We start from the raw sequence: 17,470 nt of genomic DNA, 5'->3' as shown, positions 1-17,470 counted from the left end.
TCGGTTAAGACACCGTCCGACTCCACCGGGTGGCTCACGGACCCTGTCCTCTGCTCCCCGCCGCCCAGTCTCGGCGGCGTCATCGCTGACCCTCGGCTGCATGACGGTCTGCCGCCGCGGGTCTGTCAAACGAGCGGTGTAACTGGGGTTGTTGGTTACTGGCGGGCTGCTGAGAGCCGGCCGTCGAAGGTGATGTCGAAGGCGTTGAGCGCGGTCTTCCAGCGCATGGTCCAGCGGGCCTGGCCCTTGCCGGTGGGATCGAGAGACATGATGGCCATGTAGACGCACTTCAGCGCGGCCTGCTCGTTCGGAAAGTGTCCACGAGCCTTGACCGCTCGCCGGATGCGGGCGTTGACCGACTCGATCGCATTCGTCGTGCAGACGATGCGGCGAATCTCGGTGTCGAACCGCAGGAACGGAGTGAACTCCTCCCAGGCGTTCTCCCACAGCTTCACGATCGCCGGATACTTTCTGCCCCACGCGTCCGCGAACTCCGCGAACCGCTCCAGGGCCGCCTCTTCGGTCGGCGCGGTGTAAACGGGCTTGAGGAGCTTGGCGATCTTGTCCCAGTCCTGGCGGGCGGCATAGCGGAAGGAGTTCCGCAGCAGGTGCACCACACACGTCTGCACGATCGTCTTCGGCCAGACTGTCTCCACCGCTTCGGGCAGGCCCTTCAGTCCGTCGCAGACGAGCATGAGGACGTCGCTCACGCCGCGGTTCTTGATCTCGGTGAGGATGTGCAGCCAGTGCTTGGCTCCCTCACCGCCGTCGCCCGCCCACAGTCCCAGGATCTCGCGCCGGCCTTCGGTGGTGACGGCCAGGGCCACGTAGATGGGCCGGTTGGCGACGGCGCCGTCGCGGATTTTCACGTGGATGGCGTCGATGAAGACCACCGGATAGACGGGGCGGTTTCCATCAGTGGTTGCGAATCACCTGGTCAATGGGCCTGTAAGGCATTCTCGCATGGCCTCGACCGGGGACTTGTCACCGAGGACGAGGCGGGGCCTGCGGTTTAGTTGACGGGCGACTTCACGGAGGTCGCGGGCCGAGTGGACGGACAGGTCGGTGCCCTTGGGAAAGTACTGCCGCAGCAGGCCGTTCATGTTCTCGTTGGTGCCACGCTGCCAGGGCGAGTGAGGGTCGCAGAAGTAGATCCGGAAGCCGGTGAGGGCCTCGATGTCCTCATGGAGCGTCAGTTCGCGCCCCTGGTCCCAGGTGAGGGTTCGCCGTAGCTGAGGTGGGATGTGAGCGGTCTGCGTGATCAGCGCGTTGCGCACCTGCGGGGCCTTCCAGCCGCCGGGCAGATGGATCAGTTGGACGTAGCGGGTGGTGCGCTCGACCAGGGTGCCGATCGCCGAGCCCTGTCCGCGGCCGATGATGAGATCGCCCTCCCAATGCCCGGAGATCTACGGTCGTTGACCTCGATGGGACGCTGGTGGATCAGCGTCATGTTCTTGATCTTGTTCAGGGTGGGCACGCCGCGGCGCTGCCTCTTGCGTCGGGTTCGGCCGGTACGGAGCTTGGCGTCGCGCCGGCCGAGGAGGCCGGCAAACAGAGCCCGGTAGATCGTCTCCGGGCATGCCCGCATCGATGTGTCGCGGCCGTGTTCGCGGGCCAGGTGGCGCGAGATCTGCTGATGGGACCACTTCTCAGTGAGCTTCTCGCGCACGAACGTTCGCAGCGGCTCGCCGGCCCGGATCTTCTCCTCCTTGGGACGCCTGCGACGCAGGAGGGCCTGGTTGTGGGCCCACCAGGGGTTGTAGCGGCCGTCCGGCTTGCTGTTGCGCTCGATCTCTCGGTAGACGCTCTGGAAGCTCTTCCCGATCGAGGCAGCGATCCGCTTCACGCTCTGGTCGGCGTACAGGCCGTCGGCGATCGCGATGCGGTCATCCTGGGTGAGGAAGCGCGGCGATATCGGGCCGAGGTCAGGAACGATCATGCTTCCAGCATCGATGAACCACAACGAACCACAGCTAGTGGACACCCCGACCTGGCGGGCGGCAGCCGCACCTCGGTACCCCTTGTGGAGCAGCTCGAAGTACCTCTTCTTCACCGCAGTCGGCACTCTGTTGGGGGCGTACCTCGGCATGCGAACACTCTCCTTCCGGAGCGTTCGCAACCACCGATAGAACTCAAGCGGCGTCGAGGGGGCGGCTCTGCCATTCGGCCATGCCCTCGAGGACCTTGTCGGTGATGGTGGAGATGGTCTGGCGGGAGACCTCGGCGCCATAGACCTCTGCCAGGTGGGCCTGGACCTCTCCGGTGGTCAGACCCTTCGCAGCCAGCGAGATGACCATCTCGTCGACGCCGGTCAGGCGCTTCTGCCGCTTCTTGACGATCTTCGGTTCGAAGGAGCCGTCCCGGTCGCGGGGCACGGTTATCTCCACCGGCCCGACATCGGTCAGGACAGTCTTGGAGCGTTTGCCGTTGCGGGAGTTGCCGCCGTTTGCCGGCCGGATCGTGTTTGTCATAGCCGAGGTGGTCGGTGATCTCACCCTCGAGAGCGGACTCCAGCAGCCGCTTGGTCAGCTGCTGCAGCAGTCCGCCCTCACCGGTCAGCTGCAGGCTCTCGGCCTGGGCACGGCCCACCAGCTCGTCGATCAACTGGTCGTCCACGGCCTTCGCCGACACAGCCGCTGCCGACTCGACAGCCTCCTGCTCGGCCACGTTCTCACTGGTCATCGGTGCATCTTCCATGATCGGGAGTTACACCGAACGTCTTACAGTCCCGCCGCCGCAGGTCACAGTGGCAGGACTCACTGAGAGCCGGCGGGATCGTGTGCCCAGAGCGCTGCTGCGATGCGGCGGAGGACGGCAGGGGGTGCGGCGGGTGGCGCGGCGGCGTCGGGGTCGTAGGGCTCAGGGATGATGATCGCTGTCTGTGCGGCACGTTCGTGGTGCTGGCCCAGCAGGGGGGAGAGTGAATCGACCAGTTCCAGTGCGGTGTAGGCGCTGGAGGGGAGTACGAGGGCGTCGAGGTCGGGGGGCATGGGGTCGGTCGCGCGCTGGCAGCGGATCACCGGCTGGTTGTGCGGGTAGCGCACCGCCGTCTGCGGGGGGATGCGGATCTCCGCGTCGAGCATTTGGATGGCCAGTTGGCAGGCGAAGGCTTCGGCCCGCTTCAGGTCTCGGAGTACGGCCACCACGCGGCGCAGGCGGTGTTGTTCGATGATGTGGGCTGCTCCGATGGCTTGGGTCCGCCAGATGCGGTTTCTGGGCAGTTCGGGCACTTGGATCCGCGTCAGCTGGTAGGGGCTGAGCAGTCCTTTGTCCACGAGTTGTGCACGGTCCACGCTGGGGTGATGGATGCCGAAGATCGGCTGGGCGGGCATGTCCACGGCCCAGGTGATCTCGGTTCGGTTGTCTCCTGGGCCGGGCAGTTCGCTGGGGATGCGGGGTGTGGCCGTGAGGTAGACGCGCTTGTAGGCGAGGATGCCGTCGTCGTAGTGGATCACGGCATGCGGGTGGTCCGAGCTGCAGATGCCTTCGGCGGTGCGGTGGGCTTCCTCTACGATGAGATGGTCCCAGGGCGGCAGGTGGTGATCGCGGTGGCTTTCGGCGATGAGCCGGGCATCACTGTAGCGGGCCACGACGAGGGCTCCCGGGGGCTGTTGTGCCATCCAGCCGGCCAGTTGTCCTGCGGTGGTCAGCTTGTCGCCTACCTTGCCACTTCGGGTGGGCTGGATGTTGATGCCCGCGAGAGGTCTCCGGCTGACCATGCGCCAGGTCTTGACAACGTCATGGAGGTAGGCCCGGTCCGGCCCGAGCACCAGGCACGCGCGGCTCGCGGCTTCGTGGACCGCTGTCGCTACCGTCATGGTCTTGCCTCCCCCGGCCGGCATGCTGAGCAGCATGCGACGGCCGCCGTTGAGGATGACGTCGGGCAGCATGGGAGGTGACGGTTCGCGGCCCGCGATCCAGAAAGTCTGACCGCGTTTATGCGGGTCGGTGGCGCCGTGCGTCGGCTGCGGCTGCTGGGCAGGCGGCTGCTCGTCGGTGGTGTTGGTGGATGTCCCGGGGAGTGTGGTCGGGGTGCTGTCGTACTGGGGTTCGGGGGCCCATTCCATGGCCAGGGCTTCGACAGAGTTGATCTCTTCGCGGCTGAGGAGGCCCGCGCCGGCGGAGGTGCGCAGGTCGGCGATCCACTGGCCCAAGGGGAAACGTGGCTTGGTGTGTTCGTCGGCGTAGTCGGCGGGAACGCGCAGGTGTTGGTGGTGGCGGTAGAAGCGCCGGGCGGCGCGCAGGCCGTGGGCGTGGGTGGCGACCTGGCTGCCGAGGGGGCGGCGCAGTGCGGGGGCGAGGGGGTCGTGCTGCAGGGGCAGTGCGGCCAGTTGTGCCTGCTGGCCCTTGGCGAGGGTTGGGAAGGTGTCGACCTGTCCGTCCAGCCAGCGGGTGATGGTGTCGGCGTCGGCCGGCAGTGGGCCCGCCGGGATGGCCAGGGCTTTGCCATGGCTGCGGGCGCGGGCGCACATGCGCTGCCACTCGTGGGGCCAGGCGGGGTTCCACCAGCGGTCGATGTCTTTCAGGGCGCGCTGGTAGGGGGCGGGCAGATTGCCGCCGGTTGCCTGGCGGCGCTGTTCGGCGAGCCACTCGCCCAGGGGGCGGCCCTGGTAGGTCGCTTTCGGTTTCGGGAGCAGGTGGCCGTGCTCGCGGGCGTAGGCCTGGGCGATGTCCAGGAAGGTCTCTGTGCTGTTGTTGGGGTGTGCCCAGGGCATGTTGCAGGTGGCCAGCGCGGCGGCGCGGGCCGCGGAGAGGTTGCCGGCGGCCTTGAGGGCGCGCTGGTAGCCCAGCCAGCAGCCGAGGTGGAAGCCGTCGGGGGTGATGTGGTTGCTGGGGACGCTCAGGTGGCCGTGGGTGTCGAAGAAGTCTTGTGCGCAGGCCATCCCGGTTTCCCAGATGTCGGGTTCGGGTTCCATGATCCGCAGCATCAGGTGTGGGGCGATCTCTGGGGCGCGTGCGGGCCGGGTGGCGAAAGCGGGGGTGGGCAGTTGCAGCCGGGTGCCGCTGGTCGGCAGGCGGCGGAAGTAGTGCTCGTCGTATGCCTTGAGAGCGATCATCACTTGGTGCAGCAGGTGGTACGGGGTGCCGAACGTGGCGTCCTCGGCTCGTTGCCCGGGCCCGAAGAGCACCGGGACGATCAGGGTGGAGATCTTGTTCACGCCGGGGCCGATGCGCAGCGCGCGGCCGATCGCCTGGACGATGTCGATGGTGCTCTGTTTGGGGTCGGCGAAGAGCACGGAGTCGGCCAGCGGGAAGTCGACGCCTTCGACGCACAGGCGGACGTTGCACAGCACGCTCAGCTCCGCCAGCCGGTCCTTGCGTCTCTCCTGCGGGGGCTGGGCGAATCGCGCCAGGCGCTCCCGCCGTGCGGTGCGGCTGTTTCGGGAGTGGACGCTGGCGACCCACAGGTCGTCTGCGTGGCCGCCGGGGATGGCGGCGGCGGTCTCGGGCAGCGTTTCGGCGAAGGCCTCGCTTTGGACGATGCTGCGGCTGAAGACGACCGGGCGGCGGATGCCGTGCTCTTCGCGCGCTTTGAGCAGGGCCAGCTGGGCCACCGCCACGCGCATGGCGTCGGCCTGGGGCGTGCGGTGGGCGCCGCCTCGTCTGCGGCCGACGAGGAAGGCGTGCAGGTGCGGGTCGTGGATTTCGGGGGCAGCGATGCGGTAGTCGGCGAGCCGTCCCTCGTGGATGGCCTCGGCCAGCGAGTAGCGGTAGGCGATGTGGCCGTAGAGGTTGGTGTCGTCCATGGAGGCGACCGGCTCGGTGGTGATGCCGCGGTTGACGTCCCAGATGCGGGGCGTGGCGGTGAGGTAGAGCCGGTGACGGGCGGGGACGGCGTCGTTGTCGTGGATGACGGCCCACGGTTTGGTGCGGGCCCCGGCGGTGCGGTGGGCTTCGTCGACGACCGCGATGTCCCAGCGCGGCATCAGGTGACGCCGGTGGGCCTCGACGAGCTTGGGCAGCGAGGCGTAGGTGGCGAAGATGCTGACGGGCCCGTCGGCGGCGCGCACGGCGGCGGCCAGCCGGGCGGGGTTGCTGGTCATGGTGAGCACGCCGCTCAGGACGGGTTCGCTGGTCTGCTTGTCGGAGCACAGGCCGAAGTAGTGGCCGGGCCGGCCGGAGGTGTGCCAGACGCGGGCGGTCTGGTTGAGCAGGTCCAGGGTCGGCATCACGGTCAGGCTGCGGCTGTCGGGGGCGACTTCGTGAGCGATGTGGACGGCGAGGTGGGTCTTTCCTGTGCCGCACGGCATGATCACCTGCACCCGTGCATGGCCCATGGCGAAGTCGTTGAGGACGCAGTCCGCCGCGGCGCGCTGGCGCGTCCACAGTTCGCTGGGCAGGCGTTGAGCGGGCAGATCGTGCAGCACGGGCGGCTCCCCCAGGCCGGCGCAGTGAGGATCACGGGCAGGATGCCGCCTTCACTGCCTGACGTGCCGTCGCCTTTGACCACCTGTCCTCCGTGCGGGTGAGGATGCCGGACGAAGCATGGGCGGTGTGTGACAGGCGTGGTAGAGAGGGGCTGCGGTGGTCCGCCGGCGGTCGCGGTGCACCTCCCGGCCGTGCACCGGGGGTCGTTGCCGGTTTAGGCCCGCGGCGGGCCAAGGGAGGGGGCGCGGTGCACGGCGGGAGACTGGCGGCGCGGCGCGTGCTGCTGGTGGCGGGTGAGTCGAACGCGTCGTTCTTGGCGCGGGTGGCCGCCCTGCAGGGTGTGTCGGTGGATTTCCTGCTCGGCGAGCTGGGTTCGGGCCCGCCCGGGCAGCAGGCGCTGGCGCCGCATCTGGCGGAGGTATTCCTCAGCCGTGCGGCGGTCGATCGGCTGGCCATGATGGTGGGGATGAGCTGGCCGCGGCTGCGTCGGGCGCTGCCGCATCTGCTCGAGCCGCATCTGCAGCCCGGTGAGCAGGCTCGGTGGGAGTGGCCGTGGCAGCCACTGCCGCACTATCTGGTGCCTGCCTGTCACCTGTGTGCGGCCCGGCGCGGTGCGCCCGAGGCGGTGGTGTGGCTGGTGTGGCCGGATGGGTGGACGATCTGCCGGCGCCACGATCGGTTCACCCACGTCCGCCAGGCGGGTGGCGACGCGGTCGATGTGCGGCGACTGCCGGAGACGGTCCGCGCACACCGCTTGAGGCTGCGACTGGAGCGGCGGTGGGGGTCGGCGGGAGCGTTCGTGTCCGCGGACGCCTTCGCGATCGTCGGATGGTGGTGGCGTCATTGCCTGTTCGGGCCCTTGTGGCAGGAGCGGGCCCGGCGGGCGGGACTGCATCCCGGGGATGCCGAGACGGCATGGCTGCTGCTGTATCCCGAAGCGGTGCAGGTGGCCCGCCTGCTGCTGCGCCATGAGCAGCGACGGGCCGTGATGCCGGCCGCGCAGTGGGGGCGAGCCGAGTCGGAACTGGTGGCCGACTGCCGCGAGTTGGCCACCGCGGCGGGGGCGCCGGCGGGACGCTGGCAGGTTCCGGTGGCGGAATGGCTGGCGCTGCACCGTCGCTGCGTGCCGCCGGCCTGCATGGAGGGCTTCACACCGGGCCGCAGCGGGCCGGCGCCGTGCGTGGGCGCCGTGGTGCATCAACACAGTGATGAGCGGAGCGCGCTGGAGGACCGGTGCTGTCTGCCATGGCAGTGGAACGATCCGTCGGTACCCGTCTAGACCTGCGTGACCGCCCGCCTCTTGCGAGGAGTGGAACATGCGCTCGCCGCATCACCGGTTCGGGTGACCTGTGGGGAAAGAGGTCTGTCCGGGACGGCGCGTTGGTTGATGCTGGCCGGGGCTGTTCCGCGCGGCCGTCTGCCACCGGACCAGAGGGGGATGGGGATCGTGCCCGTGCACGCCCAGGACGTCACGGTCGTGTATGTCGACCGTTTCGGGCGGCAGCGTGCCCTGCCCGCCGACCGAGTGGGCGTCATCCCGTTCGAGGAGTTGCCGCCAGTGCGTCCGCCGGTGGCCTATCCCGGGCGGACCTCGTTCGTCACCAACACGGCGGCCTCGGCCGGCGGGCAGGCGCAGTCGTGTTCATCGCTGCGCGAGCTGGCCTGCTCGATGCTGCTGGACCGCGACCCGCAGGTAGGGGCGCGCAGCACCGGGCCGGTGGAGCTGCACTGGCAGGATGCGCGGCCACATCGTGTGCGGCCGGCGTTTGTCGCCCGGCGCGCAGGATGCCGCGAGGTGGTGTGCGTGCAGCCGTCCGAACTGTCGGACCGATGGCACCTGGAGCAGGAGGTACTGGCCGTGGTGGCCGCGGCGGCTGGCTGGCAGGTGCGGGTGATGGTGCCGCCGCAGGGCGTTCAGCTGGACAATCTGACCCTGCTGCATGCGGCACGTGACCCGGTCGGCTGCCCGGATCAGCTCGAGCGGCTGCTGGGCCAGGTGGGGCGCCCACGCCGCATCTGTCACGCGGTGCGGGCGGCCGGCCTGCCTGCTCTGGTGGGCGTGGACCTGGCCTACCACCTGCTGTGGAAGAGCGCCCTGGACTTCGATACGCGGCTGTTGCTCACGCCCTCCACGACCGTGTGGCGCAGCAGCAGTTCTGGGGTACTGCCGTGAACGGGCGGCGTGGGGAGCCGCCCCCGCTGCAAGACAGCCTCGCCCTGGGTGACACGGTGCGCTATCGCGGCGAACCCTGGGTGGTCATCGCGTTCTGCGGGCCCCAGGTGTATCTGGAGCGGCCTGGGCAGGCCGCCGCGGATCCGCTGGTCATCGTGCAGCGGGCGCTGACGGCGGCCCCGGACTTCGCCGTCGTCAGCCGGCCGGCCCAGCGGACCGTGGTACCGATGCGGGTCGGTGAACTACAGGGCCTGCCGCGTGCGCTGCGCAAGGAGGCAAAGCGGTGGGAGCGGCACGTCAAGGACGTCCTGCACGAACAGGCCCCCTGGATTGCGGCCGACACGTCGCCCGAGCCCGCGTTCGATCCCGCCCTGCGCACCCTCAAGCAGCGCTGCCGGGCCAAGGCCGACCAGCTCACCGCGCTCGGCCATACGGTGTCGGCCGCCACGGTGGAACGCAAGTGCGCGGCGTGGCGGACGGGCGGCCTGATGGGACTGGTCGACAAGCGCAGCCTGCGCGGCGAGTCCCTCACCGGGCGCGTCGATGCCAAGGTGGTCGACCTGGTGTGGGAGGTCCTGGATGATGAGCGGGAGGCGGGCCGCTCCCCCGGCACCCTGTCGCGTCTGATCGACGACGTGAAACGCCTGGTCTCCGCCCGCTACGCGAAAAGCGGCAAGGTTCCCAAGGAATTGCGGTGCAGCCAGGCCACCTGGTACCGGCTGCTGGCCGGCTTGGGGATCACCGCCGAGAACGCACATGCGGTGGCGGCGGCCCGGTCCGCCGGCAGTGCCCACACCGCCAGCTGGTACACCGGGCGTCCGGCGACACTCGCGCGCTGGCCCGGCGAACTCGTCCAGATCGACACCACAGGGCTGGACGTGCTGGCGATGGGCGACGACGGACGGGTGATCTCCGTGGAGTTGACCATCGCCATCGATGTCGCCACCCGGAGCATCATCGGCGCGCTCGTCGTGCCCAAACGGCACCGGCGCGGTGACGGCACCGGCCGGTGGATCGCCGGGCGGGCCACCCGGTCCTTCGACACGGTGCAGGTCCTCGGGCAAGCTCTGGCACCGCTGCCGGCCCGTCCGGGCTGGGGCCCGGCCACCCTCATGGAGGGATCCGCCCTCCCCTACGAGGAGCTCCTGGCCGCCGATGAACGGTTCGCCGGTTCCGCCGCCCGCCCCGTGATCAAACCGCACACGGTGGTGATCGACCACGGATCGCCCTACATCTCCGAGGACTTCACCCGGGCCTGCCTGTCGCTGGGCATCCGGGTCCGCAAGGCGCGGCTGCGGACCGCGATCGACAAGGCCATCGTCGAACGGGCCATGCGCGCCATCAAATTCGGGTTCAGCCAGTACCTGGCCTCCTACACCCACCACCGGCTGGACCTGCGCGGCAAACAGGTCCGCAAACAACTGGTGTGGACGATTGCGCAGCTGCAGGATCTGTTCGAGCAGTGGGTCGTGCTGCACTGGCAGCAGACCCCGCACGGTGGGCTGCGCAGCCCCTTCCACCCCGGAGTGAAGGTCTCCCCCAACGCCATGTACGCCGCCTTGGTGGCGATGCGCGGCTACCGGCGCATCAGCCTGACCGAGAGCGAGACGCGCAAGCTGCTGCCCGCCTGCTATGTGCGCGTCACCCGCAAAGGTTTTCAGCTCAACAACCGCACCTACAACCTGGACCGGGGTGGCCTGGACGCGTTTCGCGGCTCGTCGGGGATCGCCTGGCTCGAAGGCCGCTGGGAGGTGCACTGCTCCCCCAACAACCCCGAATACGCCTGGCTGTTCGACCGCCGGGCCGACGAGCGGGGCGAGAATCCGTGGGTGGAAGTGCCCTTCATCCACCGCCGGCTGCTGCATGACCGGTGGACGGAGGAGGCCTGGGAGGAGGCGGTGCGCATCCACCAGGCCCAAGGCGGCAGCACCCGTGACGAGGTGGCCATCACCAGGGTCCTGGCCGAGCTGCAACGCACCATGGCCGCCGGGCCTCAGCCTGGCACCCGCGCTGGTGCGCCGCCCGACGCGCCCGCGCCTGCCCGTGCGGTCGGGCCGCTGCCAGCCGTGCCTTCGCCCACGCCGCCCCACGCGGCTGAACTGCCCCCGCTGGACATCGACTCGGTGCGTCCGTTCCGCTCGCTGGACCGGCCCGCACGGGACCTGTTCGACACCCCGGAGCCGGTACGCGGCGGCACCCAGAGCCTCGATGACTTCCTCGCCTCGCTCCCCCAGATCCCGCCCCCCGACCCGCAGGACGGCAGCGACAACACCCCGCCCCCAGACCACCCCGAGCCCCTCCCGGGAGACCGTTCATGAGCACCCGGACGCGCGCGCCACGCACGACCTCGGCCCGCCCCACGGCGGCCGCCGACCCGCAGGACGCCACCAGCACCGTGCACGGCTGGAACGCGCTGGTGCGAGAGGACCCCCCGCACCCCCCGCCGCTGCCTGCCACCGTGCCGAAGACCGTCGACGAAGACGATCCGCGGGTGCGCTACCACGCCCGGCTGGGGCTGGTGGAGACCACCGACATCCGCAAAGGCCTGCTCACCGCACGCCGCCTGCTGCGCCTCAACGGTGAACGCCGCCACCCCTGCCCCCACGTCGCCATCGACAGCGACTGCCGCGGCACCGGCAAGCGGACTCTGCTGCACCACATCGGCCTGGGCTATCAAGGCCGCCTGGAACAGCTGCACGGCATCGACGACAGCATCATCCCCGTGCTCTGCCTCAACACCCCGCCCGACCCTCGCGCACCGGCCGACTGGTCCGCCGCCATGGCCACCTTCCTGGGATGGGATCTCTACCGCACTGACGCCGAGGGCCGGCCCGTCCTGCGCATGAAGGACTTCACCGGACCCGCCCTGCACATGATGCGCAGCAGCCGTACCCGCCTGTGCCTGATCGACGGCATCGACCGGCTGCCCACCGAAGACCTGCAGCCGACGTTCGACTTCTTCGACTACCTCGCCGACGAACTGTCCCTGACCATCTTCTGGAGCGGGATCGGCTCCAGCGACATCCTGCGCGAAGCCCGCACCGCCCGGATCCCGGCGCTGCGCCGCACCGGTGAGGCCACCGCCTCGCTGCGGCCCCGCGCGGTCCCCACCCTGTGGGTCAACCGGCTCCCGCCGCGCAGCGGCGAGCACCCCGACGAATGGGTCAGCGCAGTCGCCACGCTCTCAGCCAAAGTGCATCTCATCCACCACGAGCCCAAAGCGCTGCTGCAGTACGAGGAGGCGTTGTACCTCATCACCGACGGGCTCATGGAGCATCTCGCTCCGCTGGTCGCCATGGCCGCCCAGCTCGCGATCCTCGACCGCACCGAGTCCCTCACCCCCGACGTTCTGCGTGATGCTGCCGCCTACCTCGACCTGCCCGCCGGCGAGGACACCGCCGGTCTTTGGTGAACGCGCTGCGGACCCACGCTGCGGCCACGACCTGCAGCACCGGCAACGTGAGAGTGCTGCGGCGGCCGACTACTCGTGGATGGTCAACGGCACCCGCACATAGGAGGTCCGGCCAGCCCAGATCGCGCCGTCCACACACGTCGGATCGGTCATCGGCCCAGTAATGATCGCAACGTCTCCCGTCGCAGCGACAGCCCTCCGCCACGCTGACGTCGTCGGCATGGTCCCGTCGTAGAAGCAGAGTCCGTCGGGGAAGGAAACGAGCAGCATGTTGCCAGGCAGGCGCAGCTGGGCGCTCCACCCCGCCGTGCGCTCAGGGGCGAACAACGTCGCCGTCGACAGGGGTACCCCTCCCGCTTCGCGCACGAGGAACTCCACGGCGTCCTGCACCTCCACGACGCCGTCTGCGTTCTCCATCTTCATGGTCAGGGGCTGCAACATGAAGATCACAGCCTGCTCGGCGAAGTGCCCGCTCTGTGCCCTCAGTTGCATCTCTCCGGGGGCGATGTCGAGCGGTTCCCGGCCCCCTTGATCCTCTGCGCTCAGCCCAGCCACCAGGGCGACCGCCGTGTCGGCCGCCTCCCTCCGCTCCGGCACGGTGCAGTCCGCGCTCGTGATGCCCGCCTGCGCACCCTGCGCCCCGCCGGCCCACGGCTGGGCAAGTCTGCGGAAAGCAGCCGAGGTTCGAAAGACAGCCTCCTCCGGCTCGTCGCCCGCCAGCAGCGCCCCCGGGAACCTCCCGTGCACTTCCGAAACGATCAGACAGGCCCACTCCATCAACTTGCTGACCGCCCGAGCATCCGCGGCCACGCGATCCAGCAGAACCGATCGGCACTCCTGGCAGCCGTCCAGCGCCGCATCGTACAACTGGTCCATCACAGCGGCACGGGCTCCGAAGTCCGGCACGTGGAACTCCGAAGGCGCCACGAACCGCCGACGACGGTCTCCCGAGTGATCATGCACATGATCAGCAGCGGTGACGAGCTTTTCCACAGACCCTCCGAAGCCTGGTCCTGTCAGTCAGCCCATCGTCTCGCCGCTTCGACATCCACCACCCCAAAAGCACAGAACCCATCACACGTCGGCAGATACTTCGATAAAGAGCCAGCGAGGGCGTCAGGGCTCACCCGCCCCCCACCACGCAACCTCACCATCTGCCGCCGAGCCGCCGGCGTCCACACAACCCAGCAGTGACACCGGCACCTTGACACAGTGTCATACAAGCGAGGGTTGACGGAGGCCCGCCTCGCCCACTCAGCGCCACCCGGACCCGACCAACAAGATCAAACTGCTCCTGCGTCGTCCAGGCACACCAGCGTTCTCGCTACACCTGCGCTCTTCTCAAGCAACCTGCATCGCAGCAGGTCAGGATGCATTAACCACCGCTCACAGCATTCTCAGCTACCTACATCTCCACAGCTCACCGGGCTGTCTCAGTCACACAATCGGTGAGAAGGCACAGCTGGCAGGATACGGGGGTGTTCGGGTCCGGTTGCAGCTACGCGGGCTGCATCTGTTTGATGCACATGTAGCGTTGGGGAAATTGATACCCATCCGTCAATCGCTGGACGGGCGTCAGGGAATCTGCACCATATTGGCAGTGAGTACCGCCGCACCAGATGTTCACTGACAAAGCGTCACCCTGACGACGTCACAGCCCTATTGTCGCAGGCTGTGGTCCATGACCACCAGTCAATCTCGAGAGGCAACACCTGCAGATTCGCTGGTTCTCAGCGCAGGTGGCGCAGCTCGCGCAGTCCGTAGTCGGGCGGCAGCCAGCCCTTCTTCCGCCGTTCGATGGTCCATCGGGTGTGGGGAGGCGGGTGCGGGCAGCCCTGCATCAGAGCGGGTTCATCCCTGGCCCACGAGAGCCCGAAGTGAGCGGTACACACAGGCCAGATCGTCTCCTCCGGCACCTTCACACTCCGCGTCCTCCCTCGCCGGCCACGACGCGGCTTGGAGCGCGGCGGCTGGGGCGGGCGGAGCTTGCAGTCTTCGGCGAAGGCGGTCAGGGACGGTAGTTCCTCGCTTCCCAGCGGATCGCTGAAGAGGGGGCCGCTCGTGCCGGTTGTGAGGCGCCAGAGAAGAGCCGTTGCCCTCAGCAGGGGGCGAGCCCAGACGGGAACGGAGTGGGTCATGCAGCCATTGCGCAGCCCATGATCGTGAAGCGTGATCGTGGAGGCATCCGGGCTCAGATCGCGGACGTGTGCGGTGTTGAGCTGGGTGGTGGAAGCGGCGGTGAACGCAGCCGTAGCGAGCTGAGCCGCCAGATAGGGGTGCGCGGTGGCACGGTGCAGCCGCCACGCGACTTCTGACTCGGTGACGGACGGCATCACCGGTGGGAAGAAGTCCCGGTCCGCCGCCATCGGCGCGGCACAGTGGCACGGGCCGGTCGCGTTATCGAGGGCCTTGAGCGTGGTCAGCGCGGGCAGGCTGATCCAGCGGTTCGCCAAGGGCCTCTTTGCCTGAGGTGTCTGGCGCTCCAGGGCGATCGGCTCGGCTTCGGGCAGCAGGGCGGAGGCCTCCGCGATGCGGTGCTCGACCTGCCGTAGTCCGCGCTCCAGGAACGCCCGCATGGCCCGGTGGTGGCAAACGAGGATCAGGCGCACCCCGGTGCGCCGGCGCAGGGCCAGAAGGTCTCTGAAGCGGTGCGGGGTGAGCAGGTGGGCGCGTAGCAGGGTGAGGTGGGTGATGGGGGTGGCGAGGATCCAGGCGGCCGCGATCGCCCAGGCGGGGCCCGTATGGAGCGGGCGGTAGCCGGTCAGAGGGACGGGTTTGCCCAGTGCGGCGAGGACGTCATACGCGAGCGCGATGGCGGTGTCAGTTCCCGGGGTCGGGTGCACGGTGAGGCGTCCGTGATGCGGGGCATGGGATGCCAGGGCCGCCCGGGTGTGAACCACATCGTCGTACGGGTCGAGCACCACGGTGACGGGCGGAGGATTCGGGCAGTCCAGCACGTCAGACCACCGCGCGATGGCTCAGCTTGCTGTAGGACCATCGCAACAGATCCTCATCCAGGATCCGCCCGGACTCCTTCATCCCGACGGTGAGGTGATGGGTGATCTTCGCCCAGGCCCGGAAGTTGCCGTGGGCCGCTTCCTGGTCGCACAAGGCGATCAGATCCGGGTCAGCGTCCGCCCAGACGGGGTGGAATGCCGGGATGACGGTGTGGACTTCGTCCAGCGGCATGGGGTCGATCTCCTGCCACGCATACACCCGGGATTCGAGCATCGGCTCGCTCTGCAGCATCTCGAAACAGCCGTCACCGCCCGTGAACACGATCGTCAGGTCCGAGCCGATGTCATCCCACAAATAGCGCAGGTACTCGAAACACATCTTCGACAGCCACTGGGCCTCATCACAGACCAGAACGTGTGTCTCCTCCAGAGCGCCGCGCAGCATCCGGTCGAACTCGATTGGCTGTCCCGGCGGCCGGCCCTGCAGGCCCAGGGCGTGGAACAGCTCGTGGCGCAGGTCTCGGGTTGAGGGCCGGGACCGGAACTGGATCCGACGCGTCAGCTTCGGCGCGAGCTCACGCAACGAGGTGTTCACCGCCAGCGACTTGCCCCGGCCCGCCTGCCCGTAGATGCAGATCATCGCTCTGGCCTCGATCGCGGTTCGGATGTTCTCCCTCACCATCAGCAGGGCACGTGTGGAAACGACCTGCGCACCCGGCAGACGCATGAAGTGGTCCTCCCGTTCCCGGGGCAGCCGACCCTGCCGCTCAGCAGTCACCATCACTCAACGCTCCCCGCTGTCGTCACGTACACCGGCCACCCCAGGCGGCTCGGCCTCAGCAGCTGCCTGCCCGGCGTCCGTCTGCGAGCCGGCCGCCTGGCGGGGGCGGGCAATCGGACGGGCCCAGGAGTCCGGGGGCTCACGGGGCGGAATCAAGTCCGGCAGCGCCCGCGCTGCCAAATCGACGCCTGTGGCCCGGGCGATCTCCGCCTCGGCCTGACCAGAAGTGACGGTGCGCCGCGGACGGGGAGCGCCCGGCGTGGTCGTGGCTGTGTAGCGGGTCCGGCGCAGCTTCTCCGCCGCCTTCAGATCCGCTTTCAGCGCGCGGGCCTTCTTCTCCCTGACCGAACTCAGCGCACGGCGCTGCTCCACCGTCGCCGCCTGCGCGAGATAGGCGCTGCCCAGATACCGGCCCCGCTCCTCGGTGGAGAACACCTCGATCTGCCCGTCGTAGTGCGGCAGATATCGCAGCCGGACCTTCGTCCCGACGTGCCCGGCCATCCACGGCGCGATATAGGCACGACGCCGCCACGCGATCCCGTTCGTCGTGATCTTCCGGACCCGGCCGTCGTCCTCCAGCGCGAAGAACGCCAGCTGCTCCTCCGCAACGTCCTCGACCGGAGCCGGATCCGCCTCCCACGCCGCCAACGGCGTCATCCCGTCCGCAAGACCCTCAGGGCGGTGCCCGGTGTTCCACCAGGCCACCCACTCCAGCAGGACTTTCACGAAGTCCGGGTACGAGAGCAGATCCTCCACCGGATCCGGGCGACAGGCCTCCGCGGAGCGAGCACGATGCGTATATCCAGGCAGCGAGACCAGCAGCATCGCCTCCACAGCGCCGTTCAACGACTCGATCGTGCCCTTCCGGTACGGCTTGTACGCCGGCAGATCATCCACCGGGACCGCGAGCGCGCCGAGAGCCCGCTGCACCGTCTTACACAGGAACTCCTTGCCCCGGTCCACCCGAACCACTGTCGGCAGCCCGCCGAACGGGCCATAGGGCTCGGCGCGGCAGATCCCCGTCCGCAGCGCCCCCAGCACAGCGTCCCTGGCCGGTTCATGCGGGGTGACGGCGACACCCACGATCGCCTTCGTCGCGACATCGATGAACCATGTCACCCACGGACATACCGGCTGCCCCTCGACGTCCACCCGCACCGGAATCCGCTTGTGATCACCCTCCCAACACGCATTCCGGTGTGTGGGCGGCCGTTTTCCGTAGACGTCGAACCGACGCCGAGCAGCCTCACCACCCTTCAGACCAGCCCGCTCCCCCGCCGACAAGTCCCGGCGTACAGCGCGCTGCAAGGTACGCAGAGAAGGCACCGAGCCAGAATCACCAGCCGCGGCCGCTTCCGCGAGCAGCTCGCGATGGACCGCGGCCACATTCCCACCCCACACCGCAAGACGCGCCCGCACCTGGGGCGACACCCTGGCTCGATCCGGCGTACATGCCGACAACCTGCCCTCACGCCGAGCGACCGCCACCCAGTTCCACACCGTCCGCAATGACACGCCAAGAGCCCCGGCCACCAGACGCGCATGCGCCGTCGTCAACTCGCCCCGGCCATCCAGGGCGACGAGCCGAGCCACCGCACCCTCACGCTTGCAGGCCGGCCACCGCTGCGGCATGTCCTCGCCGCCAGAAACCTGATCGGACACTCCTCACCCCCGGCTGCACCTCGTGCAGGTGGTGGCTGTCCGCCTCGGCTTCATCCATCCCGACACGCCGATCAGGCACACACGAACGGATGAAGCAGGGCCCCCGGTTCCCGAGC

At 68.9% G+C, this 17,470-nt stretch carries 11 protein-coding genes and 2 pseudogenes; 4 read left to right on the top strand and 9 right to left on the bottom strand.

Annotation, left to right across the window (positions count from 1 at the left end; translation table 11 throughout):
• Positions 1-155: 155 nt before the first annotated feature.
• From RPQ07_RS37385 to RPQ07_RS37365, 5 genes and pseudogenes are all read right to left on the bottom strand, one after another.
• Positions 156-911, bottom strand: a pseudogene (locus RPQ07_RS37385) (IS256 family transposase); the annotation flags it as partial.
• Between the two features lie 18 nt (positions 912-929).
• Complete coding sequence (locus RPQ07_RS37380) at positions 930-1,343, bottom strand: IS30 family transposase (protein WP_313949140.1); 414 nt, start codon at positions 1,341-1,343, stop codon at positions 930-932.
• Positions 1,310-2,089, bottom strand: coding sequence for a helix-turn-helix domain-containing protein (locus tag RPQ07_RS37375; RefSeq protein WP_313948711.1), 780 nt, complete (start codon positions 2,087-2,089; stop codon positions 1,310-1,312). The genes RPQ07_RS37380 and RPQ07_RS37375 overlap by 34 nt, the downstream gene beginning before the upstream one ends.
• Positions 2,090-2,141: 52 nt before the next feature.
• A pseudogene (locus tag RPQ07_RS37370) lies at positions 2,142-2,682 on the bottom strand (transposase); the annotation flags it as partial.
• A 74-nt stretch (positions 2,683-2,756) separates the two neighbouring features.
• A complete protein-coding gene (locus RPQ07_RS37365; protein ID WP_313948710.1) occupies positions 2,757-6,368 on the bottom strand; it encodes a Helicase associated domain protein in 3,612 nt (1,203 codons plus the stop codon).
• Between the two features lie 248 nt (positions 6,369-6,616).
• Between RPQ07_RS37365 and RPQ07_RS37360 the strand changes: the two genes are divergently transcribed.
• The 4 genes from RPQ07_RS37360 to RPQ07_RS37345 all read left to right on the top strand — a co-directional run bounded on the left by RPQ07_RS37360 (position 6,617) and on the right by RPQ07_RS37345 (position 11,954).
• On the top strand, positions 6,617-7,648 hold the full coding sequence (locus tag RPQ07_RS37360) for a TniQ family protein (protein WP_313948709.1): 1,032 nt from the start codon (positions 6,617-6,619) through the stop codon (positions 7,646-7,648).
• A gap of 174 nt (positions 7,649-7,822) precedes the next feature.
• Positions 7,823-8,542, top strand: a complete 720-nt coding sequence (locus tag RPQ07_RS37355; protein WP_313948708.1) for a hypothetical protein — start codon at positions 7,823-7,825, stop codon at positions 8,540-8,542.
• The gene (locus tag RPQ07_RS37350; RefSeq protein ID WP_313948707.1) at positions 8,539-10,860 is read left to right on the top strand and encodes a hypothetical protein; all 2,322 of its coding nucleotides are present in this window, start codon (positions 8,539-8,541) and stop codon (positions 10,858-10,860) included. Before RPQ07_RS37355 ends, RPQ07_RS37350 begins: the two co-directional genes overlap by 4 nt.
• A complete protein-coding gene (locus RPQ07_RS37345) occupies positions 10,857-11,954 on the top strand; it encodes a hypothetical protein (protein ID WP_313948706.1) in 1,098 nt (365 codons plus the stop codon). The genes RPQ07_RS37350 and RPQ07_RS37345 overlap by 4 nt, the downstream gene beginning before the upstream one ends.
• Before the next feature lie 69 nt (positions 11,955-12,023).
• On the opposite strand, the gene RPQ07_RS37340 is transcribed toward RPQ07_RS37345, so the two are convergent.
• The 4 genes from RPQ07_RS37340 to RPQ07_RS37325 form a co-directional block, all read right to left on the bottom strand.
• Positions 12,024-12,947, bottom strand: a complete 924-nt coding sequence (locus tag RPQ07_RS37340) for a hypothetical protein (RefSeq protein WP_313948705.1) — start codon at positions 12,945-12,947, stop codon at positions 12,024-12,026.
• Between the two features lie 737 nt (positions 12,948-13,684).
• Positions 13,685-14,911, bottom strand: coding sequence for a hypothetical protein (locus RPQ07_RS37335; protein ID WP_313948704.1), 1,227 nt, complete (start codon positions 14,909-14,911; stop codon positions 13,685-13,687).
• A gap of 1 nt (position 14,912) precedes the next feature.
• A complete protein-coding gene (locus RPQ07_RS37330) occupies positions 14,913-15,638 on the bottom strand; it encodes an ATP-binding protein (RefSeq protein ID WP_313948703.1) in 726 nt (241 codons plus the stop codon).
• A 57-nt stretch (positions 15,639-15,695) separates the two neighbouring features.
• The gene (locus tag RPQ07_RS37325) at positions 15,696-17,324 is read right to left on the bottom strand and encodes a transposase (protein ID WP_413777868.1); all 1,629 of its coding nucleotides are present in this window, start codon (positions 17,322-17,324) and stop codon (positions 15,696-15,698) included.
• Positions 17,325-17,470: the final 146 nt, after the last annotated feature.

The sequence above is a fragment of the Streptomyces sp. AM8-1-1 genome, from assembly GCF_032229325.1.
Lineage (GTDB): Bacteria > Actinomycetota > Actinomycetes > Streptomycetales > Streptomycetaceae > Streptomyces > Streptomyces achmelvichensis.
This window is presented reverse-complemented; position numbering and strand designations above follow the sequence as displayed.